Source organism: Enterococcus sp. DIV0840 (assembly GCF_050527835.1).
Lineage (GTDB): Bacteria > Bacillota > Bacilli > Lactobacillales > Enterococcaceae > Enterococcus_L > Enterococcus_L ureasiticus.
Map to the genome: position 1 here is coordinate 2,833,336 of NZ_CP172876.1, position 14,982 is coordinate 2,848,317.

The 14,982-nt window shown below is 36.8% G+C and carries 16 protein-coding genes; 2 read left to right on the top strand and 14 right to left on the bottom strand.

Annotated elements, in window-relative coordinates:
• Window positions 1–12 precede the first annotated feature (12 nt).
• From IGL98_RS13520 to IGL98_RS13560, 9 genes are all read right to left on the bottom strand, one after another.
• Window positions 13–1,011 (bottom strand): cell division protein FtsQ/DivIB, encoded by a 999-nt coding sequence (locus IGL98_RS13520; RefSeq protein WP_206842875.1) that lies wholly within the window; start codon window positions 1,009–1,011, stop codon window positions 13–15.
• 60 nt (window positions 1,012–1,071) lie between these two features.
• Entirely contained in the window at window positions 1,072–2,163 is a 1,092-nt protein-coding gene (murG, locus tag IGL98_RS13525; RefSeq protein ID WP_206911973.1) for an undecaprenyldiphospho-muramoylpentapeptide beta-N-acetylglucosaminyltransferase, read from the bottom strand.
• A 7-nt stretch (window positions 2,164–2,170) separates the two neighbouring features.
• Window positions 2,171–3,541 (bottom strand): UDP-N-acetylmuramoyl-L-alanine--D-glutamate ligase, encoded by a 1,371-nt coding sequence (gene murD, locus IGL98_RS13530; RefSeq protein ID WP_206842878.1) that lies wholly within the window; start codon window positions 3,539–3,541, stop codon window positions 2,171–2,173.
• Between the two features lie 157 nt (window positions 3,542–3,698).
• Window positions 3,699–4,664, bottom strand: coding sequence for a phospho-N-acetylmuramoyl-pentapeptide-transferase (mraY, locus tag IGL98_RS13535; protein ID WP_069646238.1), 966 nt, complete (start codon window positions 4,662–4,664; stop codon window positions 3,699–3,701).
• A gap of 58 nt (window positions 4,665–4,722) precedes the next feature.
• Window positions 4,723–6,603: a peptidoglycan D,D-transpeptidase FtsI family protein gene (locus IGL98_RS13540; protein WP_206911975.1), complete on the bottom strand. Its 1,881-nt coding sequence runs from the start codon at window positions 6,601–6,603 to the stop codon at window positions 4,723–4,725.
• Between the two features lie 34 nt (window positions 6,604–6,637).
• Window positions 6,638–7,039 carry a cell division protein FtsL gene (ftsL, locus tag IGL98_RS13545; protein ID WP_206911983.1) on the bottom strand — a complete coding sequence of 134 codons (402 nt, stop codon included), beginning with the start codon at window positions 7,037–7,039 and terminating at the stop codon, window positions 6,638–6,640.
• 16 nt (window positions 7,040–7,055) lie between these two features.
• A complete protein-coding gene (gene rsmH / locus IGL98_RS13550) occupies window positions 7,056–8,015 on the bottom strand; it encodes a 16S rRNA (cytosine(1402)-N(4))-methyltransferase RsmH (RefSeq protein WP_206911989.1) in 960 nt (319 codons plus the stop codon).
• 13 nt (window positions 8,016–8,028) lie between these two features.
• Window positions 8,029–8,460 (bottom strand): division/cell wall cluster transcriptional repressor MraZ, encoded by a 432-nt coding sequence (gene mraZ / locus IGL98_RS13555; protein ID WP_010762855.1) that lies wholly within the window; start codon window positions 8,458–8,460, stop codon window positions 8,029–8,031.
• A gap of 280 nt (window positions 8,461–8,740) precedes the next feature.
• Window positions 8,741–9,112 carry a DUF3397 domain-containing protein gene (locus IGL98_RS13560; RefSeq protein WP_206842886.1) on the bottom strand — a complete coding sequence of 124 codons (372 nt, stop codon included), beginning with the start codon at window positions 9,110–9,112 and terminating at the stop codon, window positions 8,741–8,743.
• A gap of 184 nt (window positions 9,113–9,296) precedes the next feature.
• Between IGL98_RS13560 and IGL98_RS13565 the strand changes: the two genes are divergently transcribed.
• Together IGL98_RS13565 and IGL98_RS13570 are read left to right on the top strand one after the other, a co-directional pair.
• Window positions 9,297–10,253 carry a magnesium transporter CorA family protein gene (locus IGL98_RS13565; protein WP_206911991.1) on the top strand — a complete coding sequence of 319 codons (957 nt, stop codon included), beginning with the start codon at window positions 9,297–9,299 and terminating at the stop codon, window positions 10,251–10,253.
• A 71-nt stretch (window positions 10,254–10,324) separates the two neighbouring features.
• On the top strand, window positions 10,325–10,438 hold the full coding sequence (locus IGL98_RS13570; RefSeq protein ID WP_071868151.1) for a DUF4044 domain-containing protein: 114 nt from the start codon (window positions 10,325–10,327) through the stop codon (window positions 10,436–10,438).
• A 148-nt stretch (window positions 10,439–10,586) separates the two neighbouring features.
• Here the strand turns inward: IGL98_RS13570 and recN are convergent, their stop codons facing one another.
• The 5 genes from recN to IGL98_RS13595 all read right to left on the bottom strand — a co-directional run bounded on the left by recN (window position 10,587) and on the right by IGL98_RS13595 (window position 14,982).
• Window positions 10,587–12,278, bottom strand: coding sequence for a DNA repair protein RecN (gene recN / locus IGL98_RS13575; protein ID WP_206842890.1), 1,692 nt, complete (start codon window positions 12,276–12,278; stop codon window positions 10,587–10,589).
• A gap of 17 nt (window positions 12,279–12,295) precedes the next feature.
• Window positions 12,296–12,745: an arginine repressor gene (locus tag IGL98_RS13580; RefSeq protein ID WP_206842891.1), complete on the bottom strand. Its 450-nt coding sequence runs from the start codon at window positions 12,743–12,745 to the stop codon at window positions 12,296–12,298.
• 278 nt (window positions 12,746–13,023) lie between these two features.
• The gene (locus IGL98_RS13585) at window positions 13,024–13,839 is read right to left on the bottom strand and encodes a TlyA family RNA methyltransferase (RefSeq protein ID WP_206911993.1); all 816 of its coding nucleotides are present in this window, start codon (window positions 13,837–13,839) and stop codon (window positions 13,024–13,026) included.
• A 16-nt stretch (window positions 13,840–13,855) separates the two neighbouring features.
• Window positions 13,856–14,743 (bottom strand): polyprenyl synthetase family protein, encoded by an 888-nt coding sequence (locus tag IGL98_RS13590; protein WP_206911994.1) that lies wholly within the window; start codon window positions 14,741–14,743, stop codon window positions 13,856–13,858.
• Window positions 14,743–14,982 carry an exodeoxyribonuclease VII small subunit gene (locus tag IGL98_RS13595; RefSeq protein WP_206842897.1) on the bottom strand — a complete coding sequence of 80 codons (240 nt, stop codon included), beginning with the start codon at window positions 14,980–14,982 and terminating at the stop codon, window positions 14,743–14,745. Before IGL98_RS13595 ends, IGL98_RS13590 begins: the two co-directional genes overlap by 1 nt.

The window sequence follows — 14,982 nt, forward strand, 5'->3', positions numbered from 1 at the left end:
TTTTTCTTAACTTTATTCTAGGGACTGTGAAGATTCTTCTACACTTTCTTCAGTCTCCTCATTATTAAAAGGATATGAGAAAATCCCGACTTCCATATCGATGATTCCTGGTTTCTCCATTTGGCTTGCTACCTTGCTATAATACGCCATTTTCTCCTCTAATTGAGAGATATTTACGATTACTTCATTCGCATCTTTCATATGAAGATTGATCAATTCTTTGTTTGCATTTGATGGCGCATAACGAATTTCTGAGATATTTTGTTTTATATCCTCAGGAAGTTTGTTATAAGAATTCATTAAATTTTTAATGATCGACTGATCTTTAAAGTTTCGAAAAACTGGCATGCCGCTCACAGGTGCGCTCATTTCCTCCGGTAATATCTTCCCGTTTTCTAAAATAGGGTGAAAAATACTATCAGCAGCTTCTAAAGCAACGACCTTATATTCCTCAATTTTTATATTGAATGAATTGATCCCACTTAGTGAAATCGTCGCTTTTTTTACTCGCGGTATTTGACGCTTAATTTTTTCTTCATAAATTTTTCTGTCGCCAAACTGCTCCCATAAACTCTTGCCTTTCTCTAATTTAGATTGGGCAATGATTTTCTGACTATCAACAGCTTCACTTCCAGTCACACCAATACGGCCTAACTTACTGAGTGGAGAAACAAAGTAAAGTACAATCAATATTGCAATCAAAAAGACTGAAACGATCAACGTCAATCTGCGAAACAATCGTTTGTTTCGTACTTTTTTTATTTTTGGTAAGCGGTCTGCAAAAGATTCGTAAGTTTTCTTTTGTTTTTCTTCTGTTTCCGACTCATCTGAAGGAGTTTCATCCGTTTCAGTTTCTTCCTCTTCAACAGACGCCTCTTCTTGCTCTTCCTTTTCATTAGAAACGACAGAAGGGTTCCATACAGGCTTGTCGCCTTGCGTTTTCAAATACTCTAGATTTTCTTTTTGCCACGGGGTCAGATTTTGCTCATCTATTTGTTCAGAAGTATCCAATTGTTGGTCTTCTTGACCCCCTGAGTCATCTTTTTTCTTACTAATCTTCTACACCTCCTATCAAGATATCTCTTTTACCACTTTGTAAAGTCGTTCACCAGCATCTGGAATACCTTCTTTTTTAGATGCTTCAGCCATCGATTGATGACGGGATTCATTTAGCAAAATTCCATCGATTTCAGTTACTAGATTCAGTCCTGTAAGTTCTTTATCAGTGATCATTTCAACTGCTCCAGATTTGACTAAACTTTGAGCATTTTTCGTTTGATGATCGTTTGTGACATATGGACTTGGTATTAAAATTGCAGGTAATCCTAACGCCGTAAATTCTGCGATGGAGGTTGCTCCAGCTCGACCAACCATTAGGTCTGCCGCAGCTAAAACTTCTGCCATTTTATCAATATAAGGCTGAATGCTTATGTTTGTCAATTTCTTTTCGGAAAGATTTAATGTTTCTTGTAATTCTTTATAATATCGCTCACCTGAGGCATAAAGAACTTGATAATCTCGCTGCTCAAATAGAGGGAATGCCTCAATGAATGCATGATTGATTTTCAGTGCTCCGCGGCTTCCACCGAAGATCACTACTGTTTTCTTGTCAGGATCTAATCCATATTCTTTTAAAACATCTGTTTTTTCGATCATCACGACTTCTTGAGCTCTTGGATTACCTGTCAAAACTACCTTGTCTTTAGAAAAATACTCTGCAACATCTGGAAAACAAATAGCTACTTTTGTCGCATATTTGCTCAAAAACTTGTTCGTCATTCCGGGTATGCTGTTTTGCTCATGTATGATTGTTGGAATCTTCAACTGCTTTGCAGCATAGACGACCGAACCTGATACATAACCACCTGTTCCAATAACGACGTCAGGCTGAAAATCTTTAATAATTTTTTTGGCTTTTCCAATACTATTTAGGAAAAGATAGACTGTTTTAATATTTTGAGGACTAAGCGAACGACGAAATCCTTGGATTTTGATCGTCTTAAACGGAATATTGTATTTCGGGACTATTTTACTTTCTAGACCTATTTGTGTTCCCACATACATGAATTCGGTATTAGGATCTACTTGTTTTGCATAGTTAACAAAGGCCAAAGCTGGATAAATGTGTCCACCTGTTCCGCCGCCGGTTATTAGTATTTTCATAATTATCTCACTTTTCTATGTCTTTTAGCTGGTGCATCGCTTGGATAAACGCCTCTCCGCGTAATTCAAAATTAGGATATTGGTCCCAACTTGCACACGCAGGCGATAATAGAATAGTATCATTTTTTTCAGAAAAATCATAGGCTTCATGTACAGCCGTTTGAACGTTTTCTGTCAAATGTATTGTTTTGATTCCGGCTTCGACTGCTGCTTTGTGCAGTTTATCTTTTGTTTCGCCGAAAAGAATGATTGCTTTAACTCCTTTTAGTGAGGGAATCAGCTCATCAAAACTATTTCCTCGATCTAAACCGCCCGCTAATAAAATAAGTGAGGAATGATCAAAACCGCTCAAAGCCATCTCAGTAGCTAATATATTAGTGGCTTTTGAATCATTATAAAATTTCCGACCTGCTATTTCGCCCACATATTGCGTGCGATGAGGTACTCCTGTAAAAACCATCAATGTTTTTCTGATCACATCTGTTGGAGTCTCTTTTAATTTAGCGACAGAAATTGCAGCTAAGGCATTCTCAACATTATGACTGCCAGGTACACCTAATTCCGCCGCCAACATGATGTATTCTTCTTTATAGTAGATTTTTCCATCTACAAGATAAGCTCCAGCAACTTTTTCTTTTGTTGAAAATGGAATAATTGCAGCTTTTGTTGTTTTGCTTAATTCTTGTAGCTCTTGCTGATTCCAATTTAAAACCAGAAAATCATTTTCCTGCATATTTTCTTGTATTGCCCACTTAGCTTTTACATACTCGGCTCTTGATCCATGATAATCTAAATGCGCTTCGTAAATATTGGTAATTACAGCGATTTTGGGACGGAATGTTTGGATTCCCATTAATTGGAAACTTGATAGTTCCATGACGATATCATCTGAGCTATTAGCCCCTTCAGCAACTTCACTTGCCGGATACCCAATATTCCCTGCTAAACGTGCAGTCCCACTTTTACGATCAGCATTCAAAAGCAAGCCAATCATTGTGGTTGTGGTTGTTTTGCCGTTTGTTCCAGTGATTCCGATAATCGGACATTCCGCGATTTGATAAGCCAGCTCAACTTCTGTAAGAACAAGCAAATCCATGCTTATTGCCTTCTCAACTAAAGGATTCGTATAGGGAATACCTGGGTTTTTTACAATCAAAGAAAAATCTTCGTCTAATAGTTCGATTGGATGTCCACCCGTAACAACACGAATACCCAAGGTTAATAAATCTTGGGCTTCCGGATTTCGATCAAATTGTTTAAAATCATTGACTGTCACTAATGCACCTAGCTCATGTAGCAACTTAGCAGCACTAACACCACTTTTAGCAAGTCCAAGAACAAGGACTTTTTTGTTTTCATAATCTGTTATCTTTTTCATTATAATTTCCCCTTATCTTAGAAAAGCTGAAAGAAGTGATTAACTCTGTAGAAAGTTAGGAATTTTGATATGGAACGTTTCTTGTTCCGTTTCAAAATTATCTACTTTCCTAAGAGTTGCTTCTTGATGCTAGCCATATTCGTGCCTCTGACTATCTCTAAAAAATAATCCACAATGTGATTGCTGAACAGACAGCACCTGTCAACCAGAAAACAATATCGATTTTCCATTCAGACCAACCGCACATTTCGAAATGATGATGAATTGGTGACATTTTAAAAATTCGTTTGCCGAACAATTTAAATGAAGTAACTTGCAAAATAACACTAGCCGTTTCACATACATAAACGAGTCCAATCAACAATAATGTCCACTCTTGACGCAATATAATCGAAATGGCTGCCAATAATCCTCCTAAGGCAAGTGAACCAACATCTCCCATAAAGATTTTAGCTGGTTTTCTATTATAAGGAAAGAAACCTAACAAACCACCGATCACACTTAAGCATATGATAACGACATCAAATTGCTGTTGTTTCCAAGCAATGATTGCATAGGTACCAAATGAAATCGTACCTAATCCTGCAACCAAACCATCGATACCATCAGTCAAGTTTACCGCATTTGAAAATCCGACCAACCAAAAAATGACAAATACACCATAAAAAATACCCAAGGGTAATGTAACAACACCAAATAAATCTAATGTGTCAGGTAGCCCTTCTGAACGGTAAACAAAATAAAATACCAATCCGCCAATGATTTGACCAATCAACTTTTGGCGAGAATTCAAACCCATATTTCTTTTTTTAAACACTTTGATAAAATCATCTAAAAATCCTAGTAACCCATAAAGAACCAAGATGAATAAAATAATCAGTAAAGAAGGAGTGAGTTCTTGTTTCCATAATCCCACTAATAATGAGGTGATAAAACTTGCAACTAGAAAAACTAAACCACCCATCGTTGGCGTTCCTGTTTTCACATTGTGCCAAGTTGGACCATCTTCACGCGTTGTTTGTCCTTGTTTTTTCATTTGGAAGTAACCGATAAACATCGGCATCACCGCCACCGTTATAGCAAAACTACATACTATGGGAATAAAAATTTGTGTCCACTCCATGATATCTCTCCTAATTATTCAACTCGTATTGATTTACTGTTCCATTCATTTCCAATTATTATTTAGCAGGTTCTACCACTGCATTTGACTCACTATCCATTGAATCCATAACCACTTTCATCAACGGGTTGGCAATTTTAGCGAGTGCCTCTCTTGTATAGGTTTGAGGCTTTTTCATTGTAAGATACAAAATATATTCTGGATTGTCTGCTGGTACCATCTCTACAACAGAATATGTGTAATCCGTTAACCCAGCCATGTAACCATTTTCTCCGGTAATTTGCGCTGTTCCTGTTTTAGCCGCTACATGATAGCCGGGTACTGTGTATACATCATAAGCAATACCATAATTAGGATCTTCTACTGTGTCGATCATGTATGTTCGAATATCGCTTGCTGCTTGTGGCGTTATCACTGGTTGACCAACTTTTTCAGGTTGAGTTACTTTTTCTTCACCAGTATTTTTATCAACTATTTTGCTGATATATTGTGGTTTCAGCATTGATCCATCATTAGCAATTGCTGTATAAGCCTGCATCATTTGAAAGTTCGTTACAGAAACAGCTTGTCCAAATGATGACATTGCCAAATCGACCCAGTTATCTTCTGGAAGTTCACCAGCAGATTCTCCTGCCAAACCTGAATTTGTCGATTTTCCAAAACCAAATTTTTCTAAATAACTTTTCCACACTTGACCAGTAGGGTCCATAGCCTGCTCTAACGTAAGTATTCCGACATTACTAGACCAAGAAATTGCTTGTCGGAACGTCAATGGACCGACTGCACCGTAATCATGGTCATTTACCGTGCGGTCGTCAAGCTTATAGCCGCCTGCTGGGTAATTAAAGGTTGTATTGGGGCTAAATTTACCTTCTTGCATTGCGGCGGCAGCTGTAAAGAGTTTCATAGTAGAACCTGGCTCAAATTTGTCTTCTACTAATATATTACGCCAGACTGTATCTTTCCCTAAGCCTTCTTTTGTTTCAGGATTGAAGGATGGACGTTGAGACATAGCAAGTATTTCACCCGTCTTCGCTTTCATCAGCATCGCCGTCATATCTTCCGGCTTGTATTCTTCAACAACGGGATCTAACAATGATTCCAGCTGACTTTGTATGCGACTATCTATTGTTGTATAGATATCTTTACCGTCAACAGCTTGCTTTTCATTCGCAACTGTCCCTGGCAATGGATTTCCGTACACGTCTTTTTCATAATCAATCTTGCCGTCTTGACCTTTTAAAATGTCATTGTAAGATTTTTCTATACCCATTTTCCCTACTAAACCTTTTGAATCATCTTCTGCATCAGCAGAGTCAGTATAGCCGATAAAGTGAGAAGCAAAGACACCATTTGGATAGATTCTTGCTGGATGTCCTTCAAAATAAAGTCCTGCAACCTTATTTTTCTTTAAGTCATCTTCAATTTTTTGTCTTGTTTCTAAAGTAATATTTTTCCCTTTAGTCCCAAACTCGACTTGAAACTTAACTGTACCATCTTCATTTACGCCATCATTCAAATATTTTAGTACTTCATCTTTAGATAATTCTGTATTTCTATCTAAAATTTCAGCTAATGTTTGAAAATCTTTTTTCTGAGCATAAAGCTTTTTATTTTCTTCGCCTAGATACGTTTCTGATAAAATAGCATATACGGAATATGACGTAGCATCTTCTGCAATTACTTCACCATTGCGGTCTAATATAGCACCTCTTTTAGCTTTGACAACTCTACTGCCCTGATATAGGTTCGCTGTTTTTTCTGGCAAAGAAACCCCTGCGACTTTTCCCACTGCAACAATATACGTTAATCTAAAGGCAAATAAAAAGAACAATCCAATACTCGTAGCAAATAAAATAATGCCTACTTTTTTACGATTGTTCATTGGATTTAAGTTCTTCTTTTTGACAAAATTCTTTATTTTATTTTTTTTGCTCATCTATTTCACTTTCCTTATATTTCCTTGTATTTTCTTATTTCACTTTTTTTATGTTCTCGATGTTATCAGAAAGACCTTTGTTTTTCGCAACTTCCTTGATACGATCTGCTTTTGATAATTCATTTTTTTGTTGCTCTAATTTCAATGCAGATTCTTCTTTTTCTTGGATTGTTGCTTGTGTCTCAGTGATTTGGTTCGTCATTTGTGTAATAGATGTACGTACTTGAATGGTGAGAATTGCTATTCCAATAATCGCTACTAACAATAAAAAGCCAATTGCCTTTTCTAAAAGTGAGATATTTCTCAACTTCCTTTTCGGAGATTGGGGTAGGTCAACATTTCTTTGAACTTTAGGTTCATTGTCTGGACCTATGACTGGTTCATCCATCACTGGAATATCATATTGAAAACCTTCCATTTTTTTTAACTCAGCCATGTCGGTACCCCTTTCTTTATAGGTTTAATTTAACTTTTTCGGCAATTCTTAATTTAGCACTTCGTGAGCGATTATTCTCAGCCAACTCAGTCTCACCTGGTAAAATTGGCTTTCTAGTAATTACTTTTAACTCTGGTTGAAATTCTTCTGGAACTACGGGTAGTCCAGGTGGTAAATCCTGCATCGTGCTATATTCTTTAAACATGCTTTTCACAATTCGGTCTTCTAATGAATGAAAAGCAATCACACTGATTCGACCGTTTTTGTTTAATAAAGCAATGGCTTGTTCTAAAGATTCTTCTACAACTCCCAATTCATCATTCACTGCAATTCGAATGGCTTGAAAAATTCGTTTTGCTGGATGTCCGCCTTTACGTCTAGCAGGCGCTGGAATTGCAGATTTTATAATTTCTACTAATTCACCAGTTGTTTCGATCGGCGCTTTTGCACGTACCCGTTCGATTTCTCTAGCAACTTGTTTAGAGAATTTTTCCTCCCCGTAACGGAAGAAAATCTTCACTAATTCGTGATAGCTGTAGTCGTTAACAACTTGGTAAGCAGATAACACAGCGTCTTGATCCATCCGCATATCTAGCGGTGCATCTTGGTGATAACTGAATCCACGCTCAGCTTCATCCAACTGAGGTGAAGAAACACCTAAGTCGTATAAAATACCATCGACATGATAAATCTCCTGATTCGCTAATTCTTCTTTTAAATGTCGAAAATTCGACTTGATAAAGGTCACCATACCTCGATCAACATATTCTTTTAATCGTTGTGCTGCAAAATCCAATGCTTTTTGGTCTTGATCGAACGCATACAAATGTCCTTGTTCGCCTAATTGTGAGAGCAAGTACTCACTATGACCTGCACCGCCCAATGTGCAATCGACATAAATGCCGTCTTCTTTCACATGTAAGCCGTCAACTGTTTCTTTTAGTAAAACAGTATAATGCTGAAAATCCTCTGTCATAATGCTCCTCTTTCTAAAAACCAAAATCAATCATTGTTTCTGCAATTTCATCAAAGTTCTCTTCAGCTTCTGTAGAAAATTCTTGCCAACGTGCTTCATCCCAAATCTCGATTCGATTTGAAACACCGATAATCACGCAAGCTTTCTCCAAACTACCATGTGTTCTTAAAGCCGCTGGGATATTGATCCTACCTTGCTTATCGATCTCACATTCTGTAGCAGCTGAATAAAAAAAGCGGACAAACGTACGGGCATCCTTCTTGGCTAGAGGCATTTCTTTTAACTTCTCCTCTAATTGTTCCCATTCAGACATTGGATAACCAAATAAACAGCCATCCATTCCTCTTGTTACCACAAACTTCTCACCTAATTGGTCGCGAAATTTAGCTGGTACGATGAGTCGGCCTTTGGCATCTATATTATGTTGAAATTCACCCATAAACATAGCCAATTTCCCCCACTTTTCCACTTGATAGAAACAGTCTACCACATCCCGCCACTTTCTACCACCAAAAACAATGAATCTTCCACCATTTAATGGTTATTTAAAAAACTTGTAATATTCCAATGTGCAGGACAATTATATAAAAAAGCGGTATCAATACCTATGTAATTGATTTTCGAAGGATTTCACCTTCTTATTTATATGTTGAATTTCTCATAAAAATATTACAAATAAAAATGGTGGGGAGAAGTGGGAGATATCTGCCGCCACCATTTTTATTTTATGAAAAATAATGAACGATATTCAATAAAATTAATACTGCATATAAAACCAAGCTCAAAAGAAAGACTAAGCGCCAAAACATTTTAAAGTATCTGCCATAAAGGATCTCGCCATAATAGTAAGCTTGAAAGACTGCCACGCAAATACCTAATAGTAAAACTGAAATGACCATATAGGGGACAATTGATTGCCCATAACTATCTTTTGACAATTCATTTAATCCTATGAATAAAAATGGAATTGAGATATCCGGCGCTTTCACTTTAAAACGCTCTGTCAACGAGAACGTTGAAATAATAAAATTACACGCAAATAAGACAATTACTGGAAAAACATACCAAAAAAGCATAATGACTGAAAACGACACCATTTACTAACAATTCCTTTCGTAACACACTTTATTAACTATACTTTATTTTCTTTACATTGATGTTTCATTTCGTTTAAAAGTTCGTGCCTAAATAATACTAAATTAAAAGAGCTTTATTTCCCAAAAAACTACCAACTCTATTATAATGGAGCTATAGTAGTTTTATAAAAAAAGAGGTGGCATTTTGATTAATTATTTAAAGATAGAACACGGTCAGCTAATTCCTTCTCACTCAGATAAAGACGAAACGGTATGGCTCGCTGTAGAAAAACCAACGAAAGAAGAAATCGATCAATTAGTCAAGACTTATAAACTCCCTAAAGATTATATCACAGGTGTGCTAGATGATAACGAAAATTCTCGTTTTGAGGGTCTGCATCAAAATACTTTAGAAGAACCCGCTTTGATGTTACTTCAATATCCTCATGCAACAATCAGTCCTAGCGGCTACACTCAGTTAGATACATTCCCTTTCGCCATTATTTTGACGACCGATGGAAAAGTTATCACTGTGATCAATAATTCAGCAGATTTTTTAAAACGAACATTTGCTAACCCAATCCCTGATAGTGAATTACCCATTCAAGAAACCTTGATTCTATACTTATCATGGCAAATATCGACTTGCTACAACCGCTTTTTAAAAGAATTGATTGGACAAACAAATAAGCTTGAAGGCGAATTAAAAGTTTCGACCGAAAACAGTCAGCTTTATCAAATGATGGACATCCAAAAAAGTTTGGTTTATTTTGAATCTGCCATAAATTCCAATTTAGAGGTTTTAAATATGCTCTATAACGCGAGAATATTTACAGATCCTAGAGCACATTTACCAAAGCTCCATGATATTCTGGTAGAAACAAAACAAGCCGCAACGACTACCAGCATTCAACTTAAACTTGTTGATAAAGTTAGCGATACATTTTCAGCGATTGTTTCAAATAATCTGAATAACGTCATGAAGATCTTGACTTCATTAACGATCGTCCTAACGATCCCCACGATCATCGGTGGTATATTCGGTATGAACGTAAAATTACCGTTTGCCAATCGAGAAGATGCCTTTTTTTGGATCTTTGTTGTCACGACAGCAACATGTATTTTCGTGATTCGACGGCTAAAAAAACGAAACCTTTTGTAAAATTTCTAGTTGCTGATTTTGGTAAAACGATGTAAACTAGAGAAAGTAAAGAATAAGGATGTGTATAATCAATGAACGATAAAAAGACAAGTACGTTTTCTAAAGTCACTAAAGTCGTTGTTTGGTTGATGCTAATTGCCATTGCCGGCTCAACAATCTTGACTGCTATAATGAGTTTACGATAATCAACTAAATAAACATTAAGTGGGAAGAATGATCGATGGCTAACATCGTTTTTCTTCCCACTTTTTTGACACATTAAAAACAGCAAAAAGCGCTTTACAATACTTGATTTCTAACAAGTTTTAGTAAAGAGCTTTTCATTTTATTTCGTTAACTTTTTCGTTCTTTTCCAGCCATATTCAACAATTCTTTTGCATGTTCAGTTGTCAGCTTAGTGATCTCGCTTCCTGAAAGCATACGGGCGATTTCTGCTACTCGCTCATCTTGTTTCAGTCTTCTAACTTTTGTTTCTGTCCGCTCACCAATAATTTCTTTTTCGATAAAATATTGATAATCTGCAACAGCCGCCACTTGAGGGAGATGAGTGATACATAATACTTGTGAGTTTTCAGATATCTGATAGATTTTATCTGCGATGGCTTGTGCCACACGACCACTAACGCCTGTATCGACTTCATCAAAAACAATACTCGTAATTCCTTGAGATTTAGAAAATATTGTTTTTAATGCTAACATCACTCGAGACAGCTCGCCACCAGAAGCGACTCTTACTAAAGGTTTTAACGGTTCTCCCGGATTTGTGGTAATATAAAACTCCACTTGATCCAGACCTTCTTCCGTGAACTGTTCTTCTGATAATTCTGTAAAACGGATATCAAAAACCGTTCGTTCCATGTACAATTCTTTTAATTCTCTTAAGATATTTTTTTCTAGTTTTTTTGCGATTTTTTTTCTACTATCCCGTAACTTTAAGCCATTTTCAATCACTTGATTTTTCTTTTCAACCAGTAGTGTTTCCAACTCGCCAGTCCGACCTTCCAGAAAATCTGCGTCTGCCAATTCTTGGGTTATTTCCTGATAATAAGCAAGGATTGATTCAATTGATTCACCATACTTTCTTTTCATCTGACGGATAAGTTCAAGTCTCGTTTCTACTTCGTTTAACCGGTTTTCATCTAATTCTAAGCTATCGATATGCCGAGATAAGTCGCCGCTAGCCTCTTGTAAAAGATAATAACTATTTTGAACAGCTTCAGATATTGCTTTATACTCTGGGTCAAGCATCTCGATCGATAACAATTCATTCATCGCATAGCCGATCTTATCCAAACTACTATCGCCGTCTCCATTGACAGCTTCATAACTTGCCGCTAAAGCATCTGCGATTTTTTGAAAATTCCCTAGCTTATTTCGTTCTTCGATCAATTGTTCTTCTTCGCCTAAAACGAGCTCAGCCGCAGCTATTTCATCACTTTGAAACTGTAACATATCCATACGTTGAGCGAATTCTTTTTCATTTTTTTGTCTGTTTCTAACTTTTTTTTCGATCATACGGTATTCTGAATAAATTCTTTCATATTGCTCTTTTATCTTGAATAATTCTTTACCGCCAAAGTCATCTAACATGCCTAAATGTTTTTCGCTTTGCATCAATTCTTGGTGTTCATTCTGACCATGGATATCAACTAAAAATTCACCGATTTTTCGTAAATTTGCGATATTGATGATTCGGCCGTTGACACGACAAACATTTTTACCAGAAGTTGAAATATCTCGCTGGATCACGATCGACTCTTCATCTGTTTCGATTCCCAATTCTTCTAAAAGGTTCACCAACTCTTGGTTTTTCGGCATTGTAAACAAGCCTTCCAGCGTGCATTTAGAAGCCCCTTGACGGATATAATCACTAGATCCTCGACCACCTGTCAACAAGCCCATTGCGTCAATAATAATTGATTTACCTGCGCCTGTTTCTCCTGTTAAAACCGTCATTCCCATCTGAAATTCTAATTGTAATGAAGATATGATCGCAAAATTCTTTACAGAAAGTTCTTGCAGCATTTTTATTCACCTCGATTTTATAAATATCGGAAAAATTCATTTTTTAAAAATTCAGCATCTTTTTCGGTCCGCGCTATAATCAGCACGCCGTCGTCATTATTGAGTGTTGCAAAGACAATTTCTTTGTAGTGTTTTTCGATTAAGTTAGATGCGGCTGCAGCGTTCCCTGGTATAGTACGCAAAATAACATGCTTTTCCATCTGATCTACTGAAACAAATGCATCTTTCATTAATTTTTCTAATTTTATAGAAGCATCTTCCTTTGTTTCTGCTGGAATACTGTAACGATAACCGCCATCTATGGATGGGACTTTGATCAATTTCATTTCTTTGATATCACGAGAAATCGTTGCTTGTGTCACTTCAATGCCTTTTTCTTCTAGATACGTAACAAAATCTTCTTGTTTTTGGATATTTTTATCAGCTAATAAGCGCGTAATCAGACGATGCCGATCTTTTTTTCTCATAATAACTTACTCCTTTTCCTAATGATCCGTCTTTCAAATTCTAGCCCTTCAGCACTTAGAATTAAAAGCGAGTGTCACCTTTTCTATATCGTTTTGCCTAGTTAAACAGGAACACTTCTTTTTCGATTCATTTCCATTTTATCATAGCGTATTTTTATTCATTTTGAAAGTATAAAAAAATAAGGCTGAAACAAAACGCTGAACGCTTTATCCCAGTCTTATCCATTAAATCTTGTAGTCAAAGAAAACATTGAGTTTCCTCTATCTATTTTTTTAAACTAACCTTTCAACTTCTTGTGAGCCGCTTCAACAACAGCAGTAATCTCTGTCGAAAGATCTTTAGGCTCTGATGTTTTTTCAGAAGTCAAATAAGCTAAAAATTCAATGTTTCCTTCTCCACCAGTGATAGGTGAATAATCCAACCCGCTAACAGAATACCCATGCTCTTGGGCAAATGAAAGAATGTCATTTAAAACAAATTTATGTGTTTCTGGTTCACGAACAATTCCTTTTTTTCCTACAAGCTCTTTGCCGGCCTCAAATTGAGGTTTGATCAAAGCAACTACTTTGCCACCTGGTTTCAAAATTTTGTGCAATGGAGGTAAGATTAATTTAAGCGAAATAAACGATACGTCGATGGTCGCAATATCTGGTACACCTTCTTGAAAATCTTCTGGTGTGCTATAACGAAAATTCGTCCGTTCCATCACAACTACTCGGTCATCTTGGCGAATTTTCCATGCTAATTGATTGTAGCCAACGTCCAAAGCATAGCTTAATCGAGCGCCATTTTGCAAAGCTACATCAGTAAAGCCGCCAGTTGAAGCCCCGATATCCAACATGGTTTTACCTTTCACATCTAATTCAAATACCTCCAATGCTTTTTCCAATTTCAAACCGCCGCGGGAAACATAAGGCAGCGTTTGACCTTTTACTTGCAATGGCGTTTCGATCAAAATCTTCTCACCTGGTTTATCCAATCGTTCGTTTTTATTGTTATAAACGAGGCCTGCCATCACGGCACGTTTGGCCTTTTCTCTTGTTTCAAATAATCCTTGAGTAAACGCTAAAATATCGACGCGCTCTTTTTTCATAAGTGCCTTCTTTCTATCATAACTGCAATTGTTCTAATAATTCTTGTAATAATTCTGACTGAAATGCCAAGCTTGTTTGTTTTATCTTTTCTAAAGTATCACTACCCATTGCTAATTGTTCTTTCAGCGCTTCTTTGGCACCATCTAATCCAAGTAAGCTTGGGTAAGTACTCTTGTTTAAGACTTCATCACGCCCAACTTGTTTGCCTAATTCTTCTTCTGAACTCGTCGCATCCAACAAATCATCTTTGATCTGAAACGCTAAGCCTAAATGTTTGGCAAAAACACCTAATAAATCAACCACTTCTTCTGGTTGCTCGGCTAAAATCCCACCGGATAATAGAGCGAACTCGATCAAAGCCCCCGTTTTCTTTTCATGAACATCTGCTAGTTCAGATAATGACAATGATCGTTCTTCTCCTTGTAAATCCCCAGCTTGCCCTGCAACCGTGCCTTGTGTACCAGCCGCTTTACTTAGCAGTTGAATCAACAATATTTTTTGATTTGCCTCGATTTGACTAATTGCGACTAATTGAAAAGCCGCAGTAAGCAAACCGTCACCCGCTAAAATCGCATGTGCTTCACCAAATACTTTATGGTTTGTCGGTTTCCCACGACGCAAATCATCATCATCCATCGCTGGCAAATCATCGTGGATCAACGAGTAGGTGTGGATCATTTCTAAAGCTGCAGCAACTTGATAATCATGTATCTGCACGTCTTTATTAAACGAACGAATCGTAGCTAACACTAAAAGCGGACGGAACCTTTTACCTCCAGCATGAATCGAATACAACATTGCTTTTTTTAACTGATCGTTTGCAGTATATTCATTGATAAAATTTTCCATTTCTTTTTCAATAAGCGGTAAACTTTGCTTACGAAAATCATTGAAAGCTTCCATCAATTGTCCTCACTCTCTTCAAACGAAACTTCTTCATTATTTTCCGTCATAACTTTTGTCAGTGTCTTTTCAGCTTTTACCAATGTATCTTGGCACTGTTTGCTTAAAACCATCCCTTCTTGAAAAGCGGCTAGCGCTTCTTCTAAAGGAACATCTCCACGCTCTAAACGTTGGACGATTTCTTCTAATTCAATTAATGATTCTTCAAATGTTTTTTCGACTGCTTTTTCTTTAGCCAT

Bases quoted from the DNA above. Each gene is read 5' to 3' on its own strand.
- IGL98_RS13540 (WP_206911975.1), bottom strand. From the start codon at position 6,603: ATGAGCAAAAAAAATAAAATAAAGAATTTTGTCAAAAAGAAGAACTTA.
- IGL98_RS13585 (WP_206911993.1), bottom strand. From the start codon at position 13,839: ATGAAAAAAGAGCGCGTCGATATTTTAGCGTTTACTCAAGGATTATTT.
- IGL98_RS13580 (WP_206842891.1), bottom strand. From the start codon at position 12,745: ATGAGAAAAAAAGATCGGCATCGTCTGATTACGCGCTTATTAGCTGAT.
- IGL98_RS13595 (WP_206842897.1), bottom strand. From the start codon at position 14,982: ATGGCTAAAGAAAAAGCAGTCGAAAAAACATTTGAAGAATCATTAATT.
- IGL98_RS13560 (WP_206842886.1), bottom strand. From the start codon at position 9,112: ATGGTGTCGTTTTCAGTCATTATGCTTTTTTGGTATGTTTTTCCAGTA.
- mraY (WP_069646238.1), bottom strand. From the start codon at position 4,664: ATGGAGTGGACACAAATTTTTATTCCCATAGTATGTAGTTTTGCTATA.
- murG (WP_206911973.1), bottom strand. From the start codon at position 2,163: ATGAAAATACTAATAACCGGCGGCGGAACAGGTGGACACATTTATCCA.
- recN (WP_206842890.1), bottom strand. From the start codon at position 12,278: ATGCTGCAAGAACTTTCTGTAAAGAATTTTGCGATCATATCTTCATTA.
- rsmH (WP_206911989.1), bottom strand. From the start codon at position 8,015: ATGACAGAGGATTTTCAGCATTATACTGTTTTACTAAAAGAAACAGTT.
- ftsL (WP_206911983.1), bottom strand. From the start codon at position 7,039: ATGGCTGAGTTAAAAAAAATGGAAGGTTTTCAATATGATATTCCAGTG.
- IGL98_RS13590 (WP_206911994.1), bottom strand. From the start codon at position 14,743: ATGGAAGCTTTCAATGATTTTCGTAAGCAAAGTTTACCGCTTATTGAA.
- IGL98_RS13570 (WP_071868151.1), top strand. From the start codon at position 10,325: ATGAACGATAAAAAGACAAGTACGTTTTCTAAAGTCACTAAAGTCGTT.
- murD (WP_206842878.1), bottom strand. From the start codon at position 3,541: ATGAAAAAGATAACAGATTATGAAAACAAAAAAGTCCTTGTTCTTGGA.
- mraZ (WP_010762855.1), bottom strand. From the start codon at position 8,460: ATGTTTATGGGTGAATTTCAACATAATATAGATGCCAAAGGCCGACTC.